The sequence below is a fragment of the Streptomyces sp. NPDC006384 genome (assembly GCF_042870695.1).
In the GTDB taxonomy this organism is placed as follows: Bacteria; Actinomycetota; Actinomycetes; order Streptomycetales; family Streptomycetaceae; genus Streptomyces.
Map to the genome: position 1 here is coordinate 1 of NZ_JBIAHR010000006.1, position 20,489 is coordinate 20,489.

The 20,489-nt window shown below is 74.2% G+C and carries 13 protein-coding genes; 4 read left to right on the top strand and 9 right to left on the bottom strand.

Annotated features, from left to right (window positions below; translation table 11 throughout):
- The first annotated feature begins 416 nt into the window (after nucleotides 1–416).
- A complete protein-coding gene (locus ACFYOJ_RS09245; RefSeq protein WP_356556827.1) occupies nucleotides 417–866 on the top strand; it encodes a PTS glucose transporter subunit IIA in 450 nt (149 codons plus the stop codon).
- A 77-nt stretch (nucleotides 867–943) separates the two neighbouring features.
- Complete coding sequence (gene ptsP, locus ACFYOJ_RS09250; protein ID WP_356556828.1) at nucleotides 944–2,614, top strand: phosphoenolpyruvate--protein phosphotransferase; 1,671 nt, start codon at nucleotides 944–946, stop codon at nucleotides 2,612–2,614.
- Between the two features lie 70 nt (nucleotides 2,615–2,684).
- Here ptsP and ACFYOJ_RS09255 read toward each other — a convergent pair whose 3' ends face one another.
- Complete coding sequence (locus tag ACFYOJ_RS09255; RefSeq protein WP_356556829.1) at nucleotides 2,685–3,575, bottom strand: hypothetical protein; 891 nt, start codon at nucleotides 3,573–3,575, stop codon at nucleotides 2,685–2,687.
- 121 nt (nucleotides 3,576–3,696) lie between these two features.
- Nucleotides 3,697–5,673 (bottom strand): acetoacetate--CoA ligase, encoded by a 1,977-nt coding sequence (locus ACFYOJ_RS09260; protein ID WP_356556830.1) that lies wholly within the window; start codon nucleotides 5,671–5,673, stop codon nucleotides 3,697–3,699.
- 213 nt (nucleotides 5,674–5,886) lie between these two features.
- Here ACFYOJ_RS09260 and ACFYOJ_RS09265 point away from each other — a divergent pair, with 213 nt between their 5' ends.
- Nucleotides 5,887–8,265: a glycoside hydrolase family 31 protein gene (locus ACFYOJ_RS09265; protein WP_356556831.1), complete on the top strand. Its 2,379-nt coding sequence runs from the start codon at nucleotides 5,887–5,889 to the stop codon at nucleotides 8,263–8,265.
- On the opposite strand, the gene ACFYOJ_RS09270 is transcribed toward ACFYOJ_RS09265, so the two are convergent.
- From ACFYOJ_RS09270 to ACFYOJ_RS09290, 5 genes are all read right to left on the bottom strand, one after another.
- Complete coding sequence (locus ACFYOJ_RS09270; RefSeq protein ID WP_356556832.1) at nucleotides 8,256–8,792, bottom strand: NUDIX domain-containing protein; 537 nt, start codon at nucleotides 8,790–8,792, stop codon at nucleotides 8,256–8,258. The genes ACFYOJ_RS09265 and ACFYOJ_RS09270 overlap by 10 nt on opposite strands.
- Nucleotides 8,793–8,839: 47 nt before the next feature.
- Nucleotides 8,840–9,661 carry a M15 family metallopeptidase gene (locus tag ACFYOJ_RS09275; protein ID WP_356556892.1) on the bottom strand — a complete coding sequence of 274 codons (822 nt, stop codon included), beginning with the start codon at nucleotides 9,659–9,661 and terminating at the stop codon, nucleotides 8,840–8,842.
- 413 nt (nucleotides 9,662–10,074) lie between these two features.
- Nucleotides 10,075–10,470: a DUF742 domain-containing protein gene (locus ACFYOJ_RS09280; RefSeq protein ID WP_356556833.1), complete on the bottom strand. Its 396-nt coding sequence runs from the start codon at nucleotides 10,468–10,470 to the stop codon at nucleotides 10,075–10,077.
- A 10-nt stretch (nucleotides 10,471–10,480) separates the two neighbouring features.
- Nucleotides 10,481–10,915, bottom strand: a complete 435-nt coding sequence (locus tag ACFYOJ_RS09285; protein ID WP_356556834.1) for a roadblock/LC7 domain-containing protein — start codon at nucleotides 10,913–10,915, stop codon at nucleotides 10,481–10,483.
- Complete coding sequence (locus ACFYOJ_RS09290) at nucleotides 10,912–13,797, bottom strand: nitrate- and nitrite sensing domain-containing protein (protein WP_356556835.1); 2,886 nt, start codon at nucleotides 13,795–13,797, stop codon at nucleotides 10,912–10,914. Before ACFYOJ_RS09290 ends, ACFYOJ_RS09285 begins: the two co-directional genes overlap by 4 nt.
- Nucleotides 13,798–14,232: 435 nt before the next feature.
- On the opposite strand from ACFYOJ_RS09290, the gene ACFYOJ_RS09295 reads away from it, so the two are divergent.
- The gene (locus tag ACFYOJ_RS09295) at nucleotides 14,233–14,778 is read left to right on the top strand and encodes a hypothetical protein (protein ID WP_356556836.1); all 546 of its coding nucleotides are present in this window, start codon (nucleotides 14,233–14,235) and stop codon (nucleotides 14,776–14,778) included.
- Between the two features lie 49 nt (nucleotides 14,779–14,827).
- Here the strand turns inward: ACFYOJ_RS09295 and ACFYOJ_RS09300 are convergent, their stop codons facing one another.
- A complete protein-coding gene (locus tag ACFYOJ_RS09300) occupies nucleotides 14,828–19,483 on the bottom strand; it encodes a hypothetical protein (protein WP_356556837.1) in 4,656 nt (1,551 codons plus the stop codon).
- A 53-nt stretch (nucleotides 19,484–19,536) separates the two neighbouring features.
- A complete protein-coding gene (locus ACFYOJ_RS09305; RefSeq protein ID WP_356556838.1) occupies nucleotides 19,537–20,418 on the bottom strand; it encodes a hypothetical protein in 882 nt (293 codons plus the stop codon).
- Between the last annotated feature and the right edge of the window lie 71 nt (nucleotides 20,419–20,489).

The window sequence follows — 20,489 nt, forward strand, 5'->3', positions numbered from 1 at the left end:
TTTTGGCACGCTGTTGAGTTCTCAAGGAACGGACGCTTCCTTCGTACTCACCCGAGAGACTCTCTCAGGCTTTCCTCCGGGCGCTTCCCTTCGGTGTTTCCAACACTATCAGGCTTTTCCAGTCCCTCTGACCACCCTCCTGCGAGCACGCAGAAAGTGATCCGGAGATAGGATCTGACAGGTTGGATGCCTGCCAGGCACGAGCGCACGCTTCGCATCGCTCAACCTCAAGCAGGAGTTACGACTGTACACGGGTCCGCGGAACGGGTGCAAATCCGTGGGGAGTGTGGTCTAGACCTCTATTGCGGAACACTCGTGCGGAACCGGTACTTCCTATGACATACCCTGCTGCTCAGTGCGCCGTCCGGGACAGGCAGTGACGGCCCGTACCGATCTCCACCACCGGGAGGCTTCCCATGACCACCGTCTCGTCCCCTCTTGCAGGACGTGCCATTGGACTGGCCGCTGTGCCGGATCCGGTCTTCTCCGGGGCCATGGTCGGCCCGGGTACCGCCATCGATCCCGTCCGGGAGCCTTCCGAGGCCGTCGCTCCCGTGGACGGGGTCATCGTGTCTCTGCACCCGCACGCGTTCGTCGTCGTCGACGAGAGCGGTCACGGTGTGCTGACCCACCTCGGCATCGACACCGTGCAGCTGAACGGCGAGGGTTTCGAACTGTTGGTGAACAAGGGCGACACCGTCTCGCGCGGGCAGGCCGTGGTGCGCTGGGACCCGGCCGCCGTCGAAGCCGCGGGCAAGTCCCCCGTCTGTCCTGTCGTCGCCCTCGAGGCGACGGCCGAGGCGCTCGGTGATCTCCGTGAGGACGGCGAAGTGAAGGCCGGCGAGACTCTCTTCCTCTGGAACTGACGACGGCGCCGTCGCACGACGGCCGGCAGGACAACCACCGCGGCGGCCGGGCCCGCCGCACTATCTGGACGGGTGAGATGGAGACAACGCTGCGAGGCGTCGGTGTGAGCCACGGTGTGGCGATCGGCGAGGTTCGGCACATGGGGACGGCGGTGCTCGAGCCGCCGGCCAAGCAGATCCCGGCGGAGGACGCGGAGCGGGAGCAGGGGCGCGCCCGCAAGGCCGTGGAGGCTGTGGCTGCCGACCTGATGGCCCGCGGCAACCTCGCCGGGGGCGAGGCCCAGGCGGTGCTCGAAGCACAGGCCATGATGGCGCAGGACCCCGAGCTGATGGCCGACGTGGAGCGGCGGATCGCCGTCGGCAGCACCGCCGAGCGTGCGGTGTACGACGCCTTCGCCGCCTATCGCGCGCTGCTGGCCGGGGCCGGTGAGTACCTGGCCGGCCGTGTGGCGGACCTGGACGACGTACGGAATCGCATCGTCGCCCGTCTGCTGGGCGTTCCGATGCCGGGCGTGCCCGACAGTGACGAGCCGTACGTGCTGATCGCGCGGGACCTGGCGCCGGCGGACACGGCGCTTCTCGACCCGACGCTGGTGCTCGGCTTCGTCACCGAGGAAGGCGGGCCGACCAGCCACAGCGCGATCCTGGCGCGGGCGCTGGGGGTGCCGGCCGTGGTGGCACTGCCGGGCGCCGGTGAGCTCGCCGAGGGCACGGTGATCGCGGTGGACGGCAGCACCGGCGAGATCTTCGTGAATCCCAGTGCGGAGAAGAAGGCGCAGTTGGAGGCGCAGGCCGCCGAGCGGAAAGCCGCGCTGGCCGCGTCGAGCGGGCCGGGTGCGACGTCCGACGGTCACAAGGTGCCCCTGCTGGCCAACGTCGGTGGTCCCGCCGACGTGGCTGCCGCGCTGGAGGCGGGTGCGGAGGGCGTCGGCCTGTTCCGTACCGAGTTCCTGTTCCTCGACGACAGCGCGAACGCGCCGTCCGAGGAGAAGCAGGTCACTGCCTACCGGCAGGTGCTGGAGGCGTTCTCGGAAGGGCGGGTCGTCGTGCGCGTGCTGGACGCGGGCGCGGACAAGCCGCTGGACTTCCTCACCCCGGCCGACGAGCCGAACCCGGCGCTGGGCGTGCGCGGGCTGCGTACCCTGCTTGACCACCCGGAGGTGCTGCGCACGCAGCTGACGGCGCTGGCCAAGGCCGCCGAGGGTCTGCCGGTCCACCTCGAGGTCATGGCCCCGATGGTCGCGGACCGTGCGGACGCCAAGGCGTTCGCCGATGCGTGCCGCGAGGCCGGGCTGCGGGCGAAGTTCGGTGCGATGGTGGAGATCCCGTCGGCCGCGCTGCGGGCACGCTCGATCCTGCAGGAGGTCGAGTTCCTGTCGCTGGGGACGAACGACCTCGCGCAGTACACCTTCGCCGCCGACCGGCAGGTGGGTGCGGTGTCCCGGCTGCAGGACCCGTGGCAGCCCGCACTGCTCGACCTGGTCGCACTGTCCGCCGAGGCGGCGAAGGCCGAGGGCAAGAGCTGTGGAGTCTGCGGTGAGGCCGCGTCCGATCCGCTGCTGGCGTGTGTGCTGACCGGCCTGGGTGTCACCTCCCTGTCCATGGGTGCCGCGTCGATTCCCTATGTCCGGGCGACGCTGGCGAAGTTCACGCTGGCCCAGTGCGAGCGGGCGGCCGCGGCCGCTCGGGCGACGGACAGTGCCGAGGAGGCACGGAGCGCGGCTCAGGCGGTGCTGTCCGGCGAGTAGTCCGGGCGCGGCATGTCCGTGGTCTTCGGTGAAGGGCGCTCCACCTTCGGGTGGGGCGCCCTTCGCGCGGTCAGTGGTGGTGGTCCGGGGCCGGGCCGTCGTCCTCCAGGCCGGGCGGGGCGCAGTAGTCGACGTTGGACTCGGGAGAGATGAGGTCGCCGGATTCGGCGTCGGTGCAGTAGGCGTCGAAGACCTCGCCGGCGGAGAGGGGCGCGAGTCCGTATCCGCGCAGGCGCCAGCCGTAGATGCGGTCGGGGCTGCCGGGGGTGCTGGTCCGCATGACGAGGCCGCCCGGGGTGCGGGTCGCGAGGCCGAGGGCCAGGACGGCGGTGAATTCCAGGGCGTCGGTTTCGTCGATCTGCGGGACGCCTGTGGTGTCGTCGTCGGCGTGGAGGACGGCCGTGAGGGTCTCCGGTTTCGTCGAGACGCTGCAGACCAGGTGGCGGTTGCCCGGTGGGGCCGTTTCCAGGATGCGGGTGAGGAGGCGTGAGGCGCGGGCGAAGGCGGCGCGGCCGAGGTCCTCGCCGCAGGTGGCGCATGCGCCGAGGCGGGCCAGCAGGAGGGAGGCGTACTCCCAGGTGGCCTGGCGGACGGCCTCGTCGACGAGGTCGGGGACCAGATCGGCGAGCGGCCGGCCGTCGTAGGGGACGGTGGGTCCGTGGACGGCGACTTCGGCGGTGAACCGGGTGCGGGTGGCGGGGAGATCGGGGTCGAGCCCCGTCGCCGCGCAGAACTCGGCGTAGTCCTCGGGGTCGAAGAGGGCGATCGTGGTGTGGGTGCCCTGGGAGGCCCGGGTGCGGAGCAGGGCCTCGACCTGCCGGAGGTAGACGGCATGGTCGTCGAAGGTGAAAGTGCGGTAGCGCCGCATGGCGCGGAAGTCGTGGTCGTCGGTGAGCAGTCCGATGGTGCCGGCGATCTCGCGGCCGAGGACGCGTCGCATGGTCTGGTCGGTGTGCGCCATGTTTCCCCCTGTGCACGGTCGATCAATGCTCACTCACCGTAACCGGCGGCACTGACAACAGGGGCCGGGCGGGAGCGGGCCGGCTCCTGGGGCCGGCCGGCCCGCTCGCCGGAGTGTCCGGTCAGGCGCGTTTGCGGGCGAGGTCCTCGTAGAAGTGCAGGAGGTCGAGGTTGTCGATGGAGCCCGGGTTGACGGCCTTGTCCAGCGGGGTGCCCTGGAGGAGGCGCTTGACGGGGACCTCGATGCGCTTGCCGGTGAGGGTGTGCGGGATGCCGGGGACCTCGATGACCTCGTCGGGGACGTGGCGCGGGGAGAGCTGTTCGCGGATGGTGCGCTTGATGCGGTCCAGGAGGGCGTCGTCGAGGACGGCTCCGGGGGCCAGGTGCACGAAGAGGGGCATCCAGTAGCCGCCGTCGGGCTGTTCGACGCCGATGACGAGGGACTCCCTGATCTCGGGGAGGCGTTCGACGGCCTCGTAGATGTCGGCGGAGCCCATGCGCACGCCCTGCCGGTTGAGGGTGGAGTCGGAGCGGCCGTGGATGACGACGGAGCCGCGGGAGGTGAGGGTGATCCAGTCGCCGTGCCGCCAGACGCCGGGGTAGGTGGCGAAGTAGCTGTCGTGGTAGCGGCTGCCGTCGGGATCGTTCCAGAAGCGGACCGGCATGGAGGGCATGGGGTTGGTGACGACGAGCTCGCCGACCTCGTCGACGAGGGGTTCGCCGTTCGGGTCCCAGGACTGCAGGTCGGTGCCGAGGCCGGGCGCCTGGAGTTCGCCGGTGTACACCGGGAGGGTGGGTACGGCGCCCGCGAAGCAGGAGCAGACGTCGGTGCCGCCGCTGACGGAGGCGATCCACAGGTCCGCCCCGCTCCCGGCGAATTCGTCGTGGAGCCAGCGGAAGCCGTCGGGCGGGAGCGGGGAGCCGGTGGTGGCGACGCACTGGATCCGGGAGAGGTCCAGGTCGCGGGCCGGGTGGACGCCTGCCTTGCGGCAGGCCATGACGTAGGCGGCGGAGGTGCCGAAGAGGGTGGCGCCGGTGCGTTCGGCGACGCGCCACTGGGCGTCCGTGGCCGGGTGGCCGGGGCTGCCGTCGTAGAGGACGACCGTGGTGCCGGTGAGCAGGCCGGAGACGAGGAAGTTCCACATCATCCAGCCGGTGGACGTGTACCAGAAGAAGCGGTCCCCGGGGCCGAGGTCGCAGTGCAGGCCGAGCTGTTTGAGGTGCTCGACGAGGATGCCGCCCTGGGACTGGACGATGGCCTTGGGCAGGCCGGTGGTGCCGGAGGAGTAGAGCACCCACAGGGGGTGGTCGAAGGGGACCTGTGCGAAGACCGGGTCCGTGTCGGCGGCCGTGAGGGCGTCCCAGTCGAGCGCGCCCTCGGGGGTCTCGGTGCCGAGGAGCGGGATGTGGACGACGGCGCGCAGGGTGGGCAGGTCGCGGCGGAGTTCGGCGACCGTGTCGCGGCGGTCGTGCTCCTTGCCGCCGTAGCGGTAGCCGTCGACGGTGAACAGGACGACCGGTTCCACCTGCTGGAAGCGGTCGAGGACGCTGCGGGCGCCGAAGTCGGGAGCGCAGGAGGTCCAGACGCCGCCCACGGCGGCGGTGGCGAGGAGCGCGACCACGGCCTGGGGAATGTTCGGGAGGTAGCCGCTGACGCGGTCGCCGGGGCGGACGCCGAGGGCGCGCAGCTCCGCGGCGAGGGAGCCGACCCGGCGGCGCAGCTCGGCCCAGGTGACGGGGCGGGGGTCGTGGGTCTCGTCGACGTACAGGAGGGCCGGTTCGTCCGGGCGGGTGGCGGCCGCGCGCAGGGCGTGCTCGGCGTAGTTGAGGGTGGCGCCGGGGAACCACTGGGCGCCGGGCATCGAGCGGTCGCCCAGCACACGCGCGTAGGGGGTGGTGAAGCGGACGTCGAACCATTCCGTGACGGCTTTCCAGAAGGTGTCCTGCTCGTCGACGGACCAGCGGTGCAGGGCCGCGTAGCCGCCGTCGGCGGGGGCGCCGTGGTGTTCGGCTGCCCAGGTCTGGAACCTGGTGATCCGTGCCTGGGCGATGCGCTGCGGATCTGGCTGCCAGAGCGGCTGGGGGTTCACGGTCGTCATGGTGCGGCTCCCGGACTGTGCGCGTCGTGTGCGTCCTCCGCGCACGGGCTGGGGTGTGCGCGTGACGCGGCTGACACGGACGATGCCACGGGAGCGACTCCCGCACCAGGGTGCGCCCCACATAGTCGAGGTCGCGGAGGTGTGGCGCTCTCATAGGTGAACGGCAGTTGAACGTCGCCCGGGGCGGGGGCCTGCGGTGGCAGGGTGAGCGGCATGGACGGTCGTGACCTGGTGCGTTCGGTGAAAGTGTTCGGTTGTGCGGGGGCGGCGCAGGGGTTGCGTACGGTGCGGGCGGTGTGGCGCGGGCGGCGTGCGGACGCCGCCGCGCTGCCCCCGCGGGGGGTGGAGCGGGCGCGGGTGCCGGGGCTTCTGCGGGAGGTGGAGCCGGGGCCGGGGGGCGGGGTGATCCGGTTCGACCGTGCGGAGCTGCGGATCCTCGTCGCCGTGAACGGGGCCGTGTTCTGGGGCTGGGACGGGGCGGAGCCGGAACCGTCGTACGCGCTGGCGGGCAGCTGTCCGGAGCCGGATCCGCGGGCCGTGCTGGAGCCGGACAAGGACGGTGGCCGGCGAGTGGTGGCGGAGCGGGTGACCGTGGCCGTGTCGCGGCACGGCGCGGTCGAGGTGCGCACGCCGGGGGGCGTGGTGCTGCGCCGTGAGCTGCCGCCCCGGTGGTGGGAACCGGCCGGGGGTGGCCCGGCGCGCTGGACGCAGCGGTCCCAGGTGGCCGCGGACGCCCGGTTCTTCGGGCTGGGGGGCCGGGCCCCGGGGCCCCGGCTGCGCGACGGCCGGTACCGGTTGTGGAACGCCGGTGCGGGCCCGTTCTCCGCCGCCGGTGAGGGGGCGCCGCACGTGACGATGCCGGTGCAGCTGGTGGTGGCGGACGCGGGGACCCACCTGGTGTTCCATGACAACCCGTGGGACGGGACGGTGACCCTGCGGGAGGGCGAGGAGGGTGCGGGGTCGGGGCACGACCGGCCGGGCACGAGTGTGCTGCGGATGGACGGGGGTCCGTTACGTTGCTGGGTGACGGTGGGTACTCCGGCGCGCGTGCTGCTCGCCTGGGCGTCGCTGACGGGGGCGGCGGCGCTGCCGCCCGCGTGTGCGCTCGGTCATCATCACGGGCTGCGGGGGCTCGGGAGCGAGCAGGAGCTGCGGCAGGCCGTCGCGGACCACGAGGCGCACGGCCTGCCGCTGGACGCCGTGCATCTGGACGCCGGCCGTCTCGACGGCCACCGGCCGTTCACGGTGGACGAGGAGCGGTTCCCGAAACTGCCGGTGCTCGCTCAGGAGCTGCGGCGGGACGGGATCCGGCTGGTGTCCGTCGTCGAGCCCGGGGTGCCGCCGGTGCCCGGGAGCGCCGCGTACGACAGCGGTGCGGAGGCGGACGTGTTCGTGCGGGGCGCGGCCGGGCCGGTCGTACGGGGGGTGGGGCGGGCCGGGGACGTGGTGTTCCCGGACTTCACGCACGCGCGTGTGCGCGAGTGGTGGGGCGGGCTCTGCGGGGAGCTGCTGGAGCAAGGGTTCGCCGGGGTCTGGCACGACCGGGACGGACCTGCCTCTCTCACCCCGTTCGGGGAGACGGCGCTGCCGCGTTCGGCCCGTCACCGGCTGGAGGGCCGGGGCGGTGACCACCGGGAGGCGCACAACGTGTACGCGCTGTGCATGGCCCGGGCCGGGTACGAGGGTCTGCGGCGGTCGGCGCCGGAGGAGCGGCCGTTCGTCCTGTCGCGTTCGGGGTGGGCCGGGATGCAGCGGTACGGCGGTTCCTGGGCCGGGGAGGTGTCCGACGGCTGGCCGGGGCTGCGGGCTTCGCTGGCGCGGGTCGTGGGGCTCGGGCTGTGCGGGGTGCCGTTCTCGGGGCCGGAGGTGGGCGGGTGCGGGGAGAGGCCGTCGCCGGAGCTGTATCTGCGGTGGTTGCAGCTGGCCGCGTATCTGCCGCTGCTGCGGACGTCCGGGGGTGCGCGGGCCGGGTGCCCGGAGCCGTGGGAGTTCGGTGCCGAGGTGCTGGAGCACGCGCGCGCGGCGCTCGTCGGGCGGCGGCGGCTGACGCCGTACTTCGCGACGCTGGCGTATCTGGCCCGGCACACCGGCGCGCCCTGGGTGCGGCCGCTGTGGTGGGCGGCGCCGGAGGACCGGGCGTTGCGGGACTGCGAGGACGCGTTTCTGCTGGGCGACTGCCTGCTGGTGGCGCCGGTGCTGGAGCCCGGTGCGGCCGGGCGTACGGTGCGGCTGCCCCGGGGGCGCTGGTACGACACGGCGACGGAGCGGGCGTACGAGGGGCCGGGGACGGTGTCCGTGGAGGCGCCGGTGGGCCGGATTCCGGTGTTCGCGCGTGCGGGAGCGGTCGTCCCGGTGCGCGGGGAGGACTGCGGGCCGGAGCTGGAGGTGTGGGCGCCCGCCCGGGGGCAGGCCGGGGGCGGGCTCGTCGTGGCGGACCTGGGTGACGGCCGGGAGGAGGCGGGGGCCGAGCGGTACGTGGTCCGCTGGGAGGGACCGCGGGTGGTCGTGGAGCGGGAGGGCGGGGACGGCCCGGCCGAGCCGTCCCGGCCCGTGCGCGTGCGGGGGTCGGCGGAGTGCTCCGATCAGATGTAGCGGCCCTCGAACCAGGCCCGCACGGCCCGGGTGTGGAGGGGGAACGCCAGCTCCTCGGCCCGGTGCAGGAGGTGCCGGCCGTCGGTCTCGTCGGTGGCGGTGAAGGGCGGGAGGTCCCGGGCCGGGCGTTCGGGGAGGAGCCCGAAGAGCAGCAGGTGGCCGTCGGGCGAGCTCATGGCGTCGGCGAGCCGTACGTCGCGGCTCGCCGCTTCGATGCCGGTCTCCTCCTCGAGCTCGCGGACGACGGCCTGCCGCCAGTCCTCGCGGTCGTCGATGTAGCCGCCGGGCAGTGCGACGCCGCCGAGGGCGGGGGCGACGGTGCGGGTGACGACGACCAGGGCGGTTCCCCTGGTGTCGTACACGGGCTGGAGGGCCACCGCCACCGGCAGGGGATTGCGGTAGGCGGTGGTGCCGCAGGCCGGGCAGGTGCGGGGCCAGCCGGAGGCGCCCTCTCCGTAGGGCGTGCCGCAGCTCGAACAGTGGGAGCCGGGGGCGGGGTCGGGAACGGAGGAGTGATTCTCGGACACGCGGCGGACTGTATCCGATCATCAAGTGGGCGGCTTGGGCGGCTGGTTCAGTCGCGTCCGGTCAGCGACCGCGCGGAGACCGGGAAGTCGAAGTAGGTGTCCGGGTAGGGCTCGGGCTTGTAGGTGAAGTGCCACCACTCCTCGGGGAGGTTGACGAGGCCCGCTTCTTCCAGTGTGTTCTTGAGCAGCAGCCGGTTGGCGCGCTGGGTGCCCTGGACACGGGGGTCGAGGGTGTGCGAGAGGGTGTCGAAGCAGTCGAAACCGGTGCCCATGTCGACGGAGTTGTCGGGGAAGCGTTCGTCCTGGGGTGCGAAGCAGGGGACCAGCGGCTGCCCGGGGCGGTAGGGGCGGGCGGGCTTCGCCGGGAGCCGCACGAGCGTGAGGTCCACGGTCGATCCGCGGCTGTGACCGGACTTCTCCGCGATGTAGCCGTCCGCGAACAGACGGCTCTTGTCGACGTTCGGGTAGAACTCGGCCTTCATCGCCTGGTCGTCGAGGTCTTCGGCCCAGCGGACGAAGTGGTCGACGGCGCGTTGCGGGCGGTAGCAGTCGTACACCTTGAGGGAGTAGCCCTGGCGCAGCAGCCGCTTCTGGGCCCGGTGGAGGGCCTCGGCGGCGGGGCGGGTGAGGATGCACAGGGGCTGGTGGTAGCCGTCGATGCGCTCGCCGACGAAGTTGTGCGGGGTGACGTAGCGCATGTCCTGGATGATCGTGGGGTCCACGCTTCTCAGGGCCACGAAGTCCGCGGGTGCCTTGGGCGAGGGGGCGGTGCGGGCGGCGGCGGTGGCGGGGACGGTGGTCACCGCGAGCAGGGCGGCGACGGCGGTGACCAGGGGGCGTACGACGGCGGGGAGTCGGAGTCGTGTCATGTTCCCTGCGTCTATCAGGCGGTGGCGCCGCGGGGGAAGTGGGCGAGCGGTCACCGGTGTCGCGGAGGCGTGCCGGCGGATGCGTGACGGCGTGCGAGAGGCGGGCCGGTTCAGGTGGTGACGGGCCGCGCCCTCGAAGCAGTCGACGCCGACCACGAAGGGGATGGAGCACCGTTCGAAGTAGTCGACGGCGGCGAAGCAGTGCTCCAGGCGGCGCGTGTCGGCGAGGACGACGGCGCCGAGGGTGGTCTTGCCCCCGCCGAAACCGCCGGCCACCAGGATCTTGAGCGTGACGGGCTCGACCGGCGGCTCACCGCGCTGAGAACGTCCGAGGACCATCGCTCTCTTCTCCTCGCCGTCCCGCGGGCCGCTCCACCGGGCCCTCGGGTGCTCGGCCGTGCCGCGGGGCCGCCTCACAGGGCCCGCAGGCCGCTGATCACGTCGCGCAGGACGTTCTCGTCGGGCAGTTCGGCCGGGGGCACGGGCCGGTTGACGTGCACGAGTTCGGCGTCGACGAGGTCACCGACCAGAACCCGTACGACGCCTACGGGCAGGTCGAGTCCGGCGGCGAGTTCGGCGACCGTCTGCGGGGTGTCGCGGCACCGTCCGACGATGTCCACGTGTTCCGGGGCGAGCGTGGCGTCCGCCTCCGGGTCGTCCGCGTGGGGTTCCGCGACCACCAGCGCGATGAGGTCGAGGCGGTGCTGGGCCGTGCTGGTGGTACGGCCGCGTGTCATGGCGTACGGACGGACGACGGGGCCTGCCTCGTCGTCGAACCAGTGGTTGCTTCCCTGACCGTCTGCGCTCATGTCGTCCCACTTACCCGCCCGAGGGCGGAACGGTGCGCGGGGCGGTGGCCAGATGCGCGCCGACCCGCTTGACGAGGAGGGTCATCTCGTAGGCGACCTGGCCGATGTCCGAGTCGGCGTCCGACAGCACGGCGAGGCAGCTCCCGGCACCGGCCGCCGTCACGAACAGGAAGGCGTCGTCGAGTTCGACGACCGTCTGCCGGACGCCGCCCGCCTCGAAGTGGCGGCCCACGCCCTTGGCGAGGCTGTGGAGGCCGGACGCCACGGCGGCCAGGTGTTCGCTGTCCTCCCGGGTCAGTTCCCTGGACGCCCCGGTCGCGAGGCCGTCGCCGGACAGGACGACGGCCTTGCGGATGCTCGCGACGCGGTCCACCAGGTCGTCGAGGAGCCAGTTGAGCTCACCGGACGGGGTCGCGGTGGGGCCGGTCGTCCTCGGCGTGGTCATCGGCCGTCTCCCTCGGTCGTTCGGTGTGGTGCCCGTGGTGCCTGCGGCGCTCGGGGTGCCGGTGGTCGGGTGCCGCCGGTGGCGTCGTCGGTGGTGTCATCGGTGGTGTCGTCGCCCGCGGCGTTCTCCGCGCGGCCTCGTTGCCAGCCGCGCTGGAGGGAGGCCATCCGGTCGCGCACCTCCTCGGCGTCCCGGCCGGCCGGTTCGCGCCGTTCCTCGTCGGGGCGTCCGGCGCTCCGTCTGAGCCGGGGGGCCAGGCCGGCCTGGCGCACGCGGCGGGGCAGCGTACCGCCGTCGGTGGTGTCCGGCCCCGGACGGCCGGGGGCGTGCTCGGTCTCGCGGCCGGCCGTGTCCGAAGGGGTGTCCTCCCGTCGGCGGCGGACCGGCAGCGCGGGTGGCGTGTCCGGTTCTGTCCGCAGGGCGCCCTGGCCGGTTCCGGGCCGGGGGGCGTCGTCCGCCCGGTCACGGGTGCCGCGCCCGGGCACCGGGCGTCCGTGCGAGCTGACCAGCTTGGGGGTCCGGCGGCGGGGCAGCGGCACGGGGGCGCCCGGGCCGTCCTCGGCACCGGGCGCCGGTGCTCCGCCGGGCCGGGCCTGGCCGCCGGTGCGATCCGGGGCCTCCGGTTGTTCTCCGTCCTCGGGGAGGCGGCCCGGTCCCGCCGTCGGGCGTCCGAGGGCGTCGGACGCCGGACGGCGCCGTTCGCCGCGCCGGTCCGCCGGGGCGTCCCGCGTCCCGGCGGACCGGCGCGGACGGAACAGGCCGCCCTCGCCGCCCTCGCCGTCCTGGTCGTCGAGGGCGGCGGGAAGGTCGTCGAGGGCGTCCAGGTCGACGGGCGCCTCCAGTTCCACGGGGCCGTCCAGCAGCGGGGCCGGCCGGCCCGGCAGGCGTACGGGCAGGTGCGCGAGGGCGGACCGGCTGCCGTCGCCCCGCTCGTGCTCCTCGGCGCGCCGGCTGCCGTCGAGGCGGAATCCGACGCCGTCGGTGTCGGGGACCTCGTCGCTGAGCAGCGCGTCGGGGAGGAGGACGACGGCGGTGATGCCGCCGTACGGAGAGGGCCGGAGGGAGACGCGGACGTTCTGGCGCCGGGCGAGGCGGCTGACGACGAACAGGCCGAGCCGGTCGGTGTCGGACAGCTCGAACTCCGGTGTCTCGGCGAGCCGGAGGTTGGCGTCGAGGAGGGCGTCCGCGGTCATGCCGAGACCGCGGTCGTGGATCTCCAGGGCGAAGCCGTTGGCGACCCGTTCGCCGAGGACCTGTACGGCGGTGTGCGGCGGGGAGAACACCGTGGCGTTCTCCAGCAGTTCGGCGACGAGGTGGGTGAGGTCGGCGACGGCCGGGCCGGTGACGGCGATGCCGGGCAGCCGTCGGACCTCGATGCGCTCGTAGTCCTCGACCTCGGCGACGGCGGCCCGCACCACGTCCATGAGCCGGACGGGCTTGCGCCACTGCCGGGAGGGGACGGCACCGGAGAGGATGACCAGGCCCTCCGCGTGCCGGCGCATGCGGGTGGTCAGGTGGTCGAGCCGGAACAGGTCGGCGAGTTCCTCGGTGTCCTCGGTACGGCGTTCCATGGCGTCGAGCAGGGTGAGCTGCTTGTGCAGCAGCACCTGGCTGCGGCGGGCGAGGTTGACGAACACCTCGGAGACGCCGGCCCGCAGCTCGGCCTGTTTGACGGCGGCCTCGACGGCGGCGCGCTGGAGGGTGTTGAGGGCCTGGCCGACCTCGCCGATCTCGTTCCTGTCGTACTCCAGGCGCGGCACCTCGGTCTCGACGTCGACCTGTTCGCCGGCCGAGAGGCGCCGCATGACGCCGGGCAGGCGGACACCGGCCGCCTCGTGGGCCTCCAGGCGCAGCTGCCTGAGGTCGCGGACGAGGGACCGGCCGACGCGGACGGACAGGAAGAGGGAGAACAGCACGGCGATCAGGCCGAGTGCGCCGACGACGACCGCCTTGGTGATGACGTTCGTCGCGACCGGCCGGACCCGGTCCTGGTGGCGGTCGGCGGCATGGCCGTCGAGGTCGCCGAGTTCGTCCAGGACCTTCCCGGCGGCGGTGTCCCAGCTCTTGGCGGTGACGCCGTCGGGCATGCCGCCGGCGGCGGACACGACCGCCTCCTCGGCGGTGCGCAGCGGAGCGGAGGAGGCGTTCTTCCAGAAGCTCTCGTACCGGCCGCGTTCCGCTGCGGGCAGCAACGGGAGACTGCTCTCGTACAGGACGGTGCGCTGGGCCACGAGGTCCGAGACGGTCCGGGTCTCGTCCCGGGTGAGACGGCCGGTGACCAGGGCGGAGCCGAGCAGGGCGTCCTCGCGGGAGAGCAGTTCGCGTGCGCGGGAGACGTCGACGAGCGCGCGGTACTGCTTGTCGAGACCGACGTCGTCGATGACGTGGAGGTCGGTGAGCAGAGCGTGGCAGGGGTCGACCAGGCGGTTGTAGAGGCCGAGTGCCTGGGTTCGGCCGACGGTGCCGTCCTCGACGCCGCGGCGCAGGGAGTCGAGGCCGGCGAGGGCGTCCAGGACCGCGGTCAGCCGCTCGCCCTCGGCCGGGCCGAGCGCGTCGCGCACGTCGCCGTTCCCGGCGTTGCGGCGGAGCTCGGCGACGGCCTCGTCGGTGGCGGTGCGACTGCGGCGCAGCGCGGAGAGGCCGTCGGCGGCTCGCGGGTCGGCGAGGTGGACGAGGGTCTGGCGGCGTTCCTGCTGGAGGACGCGGACCGTGTCCTCGACGGGGTAGCCGACCTTCTCGACGAGGGTCGACACGTCGAACAGCCGGCTCGCCTCACGGCCCGTGAGCACGGTGGCGAAGGCCCAGATCGCGGTCAGGGACACCAGCGGCACGAGAAGCAGCGCCACGATCTTCCGGCGGATCGACTTCCCGCGAAAGCGCATGTCCTCCCCCAGCCGGACCCCCACCGGAAGGGGGCACACATGTGCGTCAACAAACGGCGCGAGCCTACTACTGACACGCAGATGACCCGAAGACCCGTCCGGAGGACGAACGCCCGCTCCGACGGGCGGGGATGGTGAGTTGTCAGGTCATTGCGGAATATTGCCTCCCGCGATGCGGCCTGGGTGGAGCCGTGTGTCCGCGGCGTGGAAGGACGATTGGCCGAAAGCAGCCGACCGCGCTCGGCTGCGGGAATCCTGACGGCCTGTGGTTCGTCCTTCTTCACGGAGCGGGGAGGTTCCACGGGAGGGGAGGCGGAATCGGCCGAGGGGCCGCGTCACGCCTCCCGGCGGCGTAAAGCGGCGCAAGCCGGGCAGCCAGAGGGGAGCCGGGTCTTCGGACACGGGCGAGCGGTCTGTCAGGTGGTGGGGAGTGACATGGTGATGGGCGCGGCGGAGCGGCGCGAGGCCGGCGGGGACGCCGGGAAGGCCGGGCCGGTGCCGGGAGCGGGCCGCGGAACGCCGGACAACGGTGCTCCGGCGCCTCCCGGGCAGGCCCCGGAGCAGTCGAGCGGACGGGAACCGCGGCCGGAGTACCGGCCGTTGTGGACGGAGGAGCCCGCGCGGCGGCGCCGGCTGCCCGATCCGGTGCGCACGGCCGCCGTGCGCGCGGTGATCGTCGTGGCCGTGACGCTGGTCCTGGCCATGGTGGCCTTCCTGTTCACGATGGCCGGTTCCTGGCTGGCGTTCCCGATGGTGATCGGCAGTGTGGCCGGCACGGTGGTGGCCACGTGGAGCGTGCTCGACGTGTGGGTGACGCGCCAGGTCTGGAACCAGCGCCACGGTGTGGTGTCGATGCCGAGCAGCACCGCGCGGGCCGTACGGCGCGAACGGCGCCGGGCGCGGCGGCAGGCGCGGACCGCCCAGCGGTCCCAGGAACGGATATCGGGGCGCGGCCGGACGGGGCAGCTGTCGCACCCCTGAACGGCCGCGCGCCGTGGACGATTCCAGCGCGCGACCGGAACACCGGTTCCTACGCGGGTGACTGCGCGGGGCGTTTGAACATCCGGGTCGCCGTGATCTCGCTGTGCACCGTCTCCCCCTCGCTCGCGGGGGCCGGCTGGGGCAGTCCGGGCCTCAGGTGCTCCTCCACGCTGATGTACTTCAGTCCCGCCCTGAGGTCGGCGTCGTTGCGCAGCCGGATGACCAGGGGGAACTCGGCGAGGGCGGTCGTGTCGAACAGGCCGGTGGTGTACAGCAGCTGCACGCCGAGCGCGTCGGAGACGGCTCGCTGGAGTTCCAGCAGGTAGGTGGCGTTGGCGCGGCCGATGGGGTTGTCGAGGAACAGGGTGCCGGCGTGGCGGTGCCGGTCGTGGCCCCGGTCGTTGCTGCGCAGGGCGGCCATCGTGCAGTACAGGGCGATGGCGGCGGTGAGCAGCTGGCCGCCGGAGAACACGTCGCCCATCTGCCCGACGGGGACGCGCTCGGCGCGCAGGACGGCGTCGGGCTTGAGGATCTCGACGGCGACGCCCTTGGGCTGCAGGGCGGCGGCGACGCCGCGCAGCAGCAGGGACATGCCGTCCCGGCGCAGGTCGGAGTTCTTCTTCACGGCGGCGCGGGTGGCCTCGTCGACGACTTCGCCGAGCCGTTCGGTGAGGGTCGCCTGGTCGGGTTCCTCGAAGCGGATGCGCAGGAACTCCTGTCCGGACCACTCCCCGAGCCCCTCCGGCAGCCGGGACAGCCGCTGGGCGGAGCGGAGGGTGGCGAGGGCCGACTCGACCAGACCGCGCAGCCGGTCCACGATCGAGTCGCGGTTGCGTTCCAGCTGGGCCAGTTCGTCGGTCAGGACGCGGAGCCGGGGGGCGAAGGCGTCCGCCCACTTCGCGGCGTGCTCGGGCAGCGCGGAGGCGGGCAGTTCGCGGATCTGCTGGCGGGCGGGGGTGCGGACCTGCTCGTAGCGCGTGGAGTTGGCGTGGCGGACGAGGATGTCGCTCGCCTCGCGCACGGCGGACTCGGCGGCGGACAGGTCGGCGGCGCAGCCGCGCAGCGCACGGCGGGTCTCCGCGGCGGACTGCCGGGCCTCGTCCAGGGTGCCCGGGTAGGGCTCGGGCTCCTCGGGTTCGTCCTCCGGGGTGTGCTCGCGCAGCAGGTCGCGGAGCATGGCGGCGATCTCGTCGAAGCCGCCGGCCGCGTCCTCGGCGGCCCGGTGCGCCTCGAGGAGCTCCGCGTGGGCCTCGCGGGCCTGGGCGAACGCCTCGGTGCGGGAGGCGAGTTCGGCCGTCGCCGTGCGCAGCAGGGTCTGGGCGTGGCCGGCGTCGCGCGGGACGAGCTCCTCCGGGAGGTCGGTGTGGGCGTCGCCGTCCTCGGGCGCGAGCCGCTCGGCCTCGCCGCGCAGCCTGCCGAGCTGCTCGCTCGCGTTCGACACGCGCGTCTCCAGCAGCTGCACCAGCTCCTCGGCGCGGGCCGCGGCGGCCTGCCGGGAGGGACCGTCGGAGCCGTCGGGCGACTCCAGGAGCTGTCCGGCGCGGGTGCGGACCTTGTTGCTGAGCCGGTCCAGCTCCGCCCGGGCGGCGCTCTCGTCGCTCTCCGCGCGGGCCTGCTCGGCGCGCAGGTCGGCCCCGACGCCGACCTTCTCGTACACCTGGGACGCGGCCCGGTAGGCCTCGCGCAGGTCGGGCAGGGACGCCTTCGGCGCGTCCGTGCCGTTCCCGGGGGCCTCCCCGGGTACGTCGTCGGGGGCGCCGGCGATCTCGGAGCGTTCGGCGCGCAGCGCGCGGGCGGTGCGGCGGGCGTCGTCGGCGGCGCGCTGGGCGGCGCGGCGGTCCTCGTCGGCGGCGCGGGCCCGCTCCAGGCACGCCTGGGCGCGGGCCTCGGCCTCGGCGCCCTCGTCGGCCAGTTCCCGGAGCCGGGCCTGCCAGCCGGCGCGTTCACGCAGCCGGGAGGCGAGTCCGGCGAGGGCGTCGGCGGCGCGGCGGGCCTTCTGCGCCGCCTCCTGACGCTCGTCGCGCATCCGGACGGCCTCGGCGGCGCTCTCGTCGGCCTCGGCCCGTGCCGTGCGCGCCTCGGCCAGCTCGGCCTCGGTCTCCTCGGCGAAGGCGCGCGCCTCCTCGGCGGCGCGGGCCAGTTCGGCGAGGCGTCCGGCGGGGCAGCCGGAGCGCCAGGAGGCGAGCCGGGCCGCCAGTTCCCGGTCCTTGCCGAGCCGGGCGGCGAGCGCGCGGATCTCCTCGTCGCGCTCGGCCGCCCGCGCGCGCAGGGCCTGCCGTTCCTCGTCGGCGGCGTGTTCGTCGTGCATGGCCGGGTTCGGCGGGACGAGGAAGACGTCCTCGGCGGGGGAGCCAGGGGCGGGGGTGGGTGCGAGCAGGGCGGCGGCGGTGCCGACGGCCACGGCGGAGCGCGGCAGCAGCGCCGCGTCGCCGAGGACCTCCCGGGCGCGGGTGTGCGAGTCCGGGTCGGTGATGATCACGCCGTCGACCAGTTCGGGCCGGGCGGCCAGTACGCGTGCGTGGTCGGCGGGGTCGACGGCCTGGGCGAGGTAGCGCCAGCCGGGCAGGGCGGGGATGCCGTGCTCGCCGAGGAACTCGACGGTGGCCAGCACGTCCGGGCCGGGCGGCAGCAGTCCGCCGTCGCCGAGCGCGCCGAGGATGCGGGAGTCGTCGGCGGCGGCGGTGCGCAGGTCGAACAGCTGGCGTTCGGCGGAGGAGACGGTGTCGTCGAGCAGCTCGCTCAGTTCGTCGGCGAAACGGTCGAGTTCCTCGGCGGTCAGGGCCGTGTCGGCCGCCCCGGACTCGTCGGTGGTGTCACGGTCCGTGGCCCGACGTGTCCGGGGGATGCCCGGGCGGGGGTGGGCGGCCAGGCCGAGCAGTTCCGCGAGGCGTTCCTCGGCGGCCAGCGCCCCGGCGGTGCGCCGCTCGGCCTCGTGGGCGCGTTCCGCGGCGGTGGCCGCGTCGGCGGCGCGGGCGGCGGTCAGCTCGGCGCGGCTCTCGGCGGCTGCGGCCTCGCGCGCGTGCTCGGTGGCCCGGCGGGCCTCCTCGCGGGCGGTTTCCCAGGCGGCGACCGCGGTCTTCTCCGCGTCGCCGGCCGCGAGGGCGGCGCGGGCCGGGTCGGCGTCGAGCGTGCTGTCGTCGAGCCAGCCGGCCCGGACGGCTTCGGCGGTCTCCTGCTCGACCTCGGCCAGGCGCTGGCGCAGGTGCCCGATCTCGCTGCGGGCCCGCTGGGCCTCGGTGGCGGCGGTGGTGGCGTCCCGGTGGGCGGTTTCACCGGCCTCCTGGAGGGAGGCGGACCGCTCCTCCTCCTCGTTGGCGTGCCGCTCGGCCTTCCCGGCCGCCGCGTGCAGGGCGCGGACGAGGTCGACGGCGGCCCGGGCGCGGGCGGCGAGCGCGGGTGCGGCGTCCCGTTCGGCCTCCTGGATGGCGGCGGACACGCGGGCGACGCGGTCGGCGGCCGCGCGGTGGCGCAGGACCGCCTCGGCGGCCTGCCAGGCGGCGTGCAGGGTGCGCGCGTCGGCGAGTTCCCGCTTCTGCGCGGCGGCCGACTTCTCGGCGGCGGCCAGGGCCAGTGAGGCGTGCCGGTAGGCGAGTTCGGCGGCGACGCGCCCGCTGCGGTCGCGGGCCGCTTCGGTGTGGGTGACGGCGTGGGCGGCGGCGGTGACCCGCTGGGCGAGGTCGCCGGCCCGGGCCCGCTCCTGGGCGGCCCGGGCGGACAGCCGCCGGGCCAGGGTCCTGGTCCGGCGTTCGGCGCCGGTGTGGACGTCCCGGGCGCGGGCGCGGGCGTCGGCGGCCTCGACGATCCGGCCGAGCAGGTCGACGGAACCGGCGGTGAAGTCGCGTTCGGCGATGAGCTCGGCTCGCCGGCCCAGCTTGTTACCGAAGCCGCTGACCAGGTCGGCGAGTCCGTCGGTGTCGCGGGTGTCGGTGACGGCGCGCAGCAGCAGATCGGTGAAGTCGGAGTCCTTCTTGACCGCGAAGAGGCCGGCCGCCTCGCCCTCGTCGGCGTTCATCTCGCGCTGGTAGCGGAAGAGTTCGGGGTCGAGGCCGAGGTCGCCGAGGTGCTCTATCCAGCGGTCGTGGATCTCCTCCCAGTGCACCTCCAGGTGCGGGTAGGCCTTGCCGGCCTCGGTGAGCGCGTCCCGGAAGCCCTTCATGGTGCGCCGCCGGCCCCGGGCACCGGAGACGCCCTCGGCGGGCGGGCGGACGGCGGTGGCCTCGGCGACGGGCAGGTTGTCCAGGGTGAGTCCGGGGCCGGGCCGGAAGGAGTACCAGGCCTCGGCGAACTTGCGCGGGTCGTTGGAGACCTGGCGGCCGCGCCACTCGCTGACCTTGCCGACGACGACGCACTCGCCGGTCCGGACGTGCTGCCACTCCAGGGCGACGTGCCCGCAGTCGTCGGCGAGCAGGAACTTGCGCAGCACACCGGAGCTGGCGCCGCCCAGGGTGTTGCGGTGGCCCGGCAGCATCACCGAGAAGATCAGCTTGAGGAGGACGGACTTGCCGCCGCCGTTCTCCAGGAACAGCACGCCGGCGGGCGCGGGCCGGCGGGGCGGGCCGACGGGCTCCTCCTCGAAGAACTCCGCCTGCGCGGGCGCGGGATCGGGCACGGGCTCGCCGACACCGCGCAGGTCAAGCACGGTGTCGGCGTAGCGCGCACCGGCGGGTCCGATGGAGTAGAGGCGGACCCGGGACAGCTCGTACATGGCGGACTCTCGTAAGGCTTCGTGACGTCGGGGCGTGGTGGTGCGGGGCGGTGTCAGGAGGAGTGGAACGGCAGTCCGGCGTCGGCCACCAGTTCCAGGTCGTCCGTGTCCTCGGCGGGCAGCAGCGTCGCCGTGCCGTCGGTGACCGGGACGACGCCCAGGTCCAGCAGCTCGGCCATGGCGGCGCTGCCCGCCATGTCACGCACCTGGAGCTGGTAGCGGGCGGTCGTGCGGTACGTGCCGCCGTTCTCGTCGCCGGTGCGCTGGAGGAAACCGGACTCGGTGAGGAACGCGGCGGCCTTGCCGACGATGCCCGTGGTGGAACCGGGAAGTCTGCGGGCGTCCTTGGTGGCGCCGGTGGCGCTGCGCCGGGCCCAGACCCGCCAGGCGGCCTCCAGTCCGGGGGCGTCGCTGACCGGGTCGGTGTTCTCGCCGTGCGCCTCGGCCCGTTCCTCCAGGCGCCGGCATGCCTGGCGGACGAAGGCGTCGACGCCGTTGACGGTGACGCGGCCGATGTAGCCGTCGTCGGCGAGGTCCTCGGGGCGCGGGTAGGCCATGGCGGCGACGGCGAGGTGGGCGAGGCCGTGCAGGAACCGGTCGCCGGAGTCGGTGGCGGCGCGGCGCGCGTAGTCGCCCATGCGGACGGCGAACACGGAGTCCTCGGCGGCGGTCACGGCCATGCCGGCGCGCGGGGAGACCTCGAGGACGACAAGTCCGAGGCCCGCGGCGACGGCGTCGGCGAGGCGGGCGAAGGGCGGGTCCTCGCGGTAGCGGCGCAGCAGGTCGGCGTACTCCTGGTCGCGTGCGGGGAGCAGCTTGGGCTGGAGGCCGAAGGCCACGAGCCGCGCCGCGTCGGCGGCGTCGGCGGGCGTGACGGCCGCGGTGGCCGGCGCGGCGCCCGTCTCCGGTTCGCTCCGGTCGACGTGCTCGGTCACGGTCGGTGCTCCTTGCTGTGCTGGTGCTTCTCGCTGTGCTGGTGCGGGGGCCCGCCCCCGGTGTGCCCGGT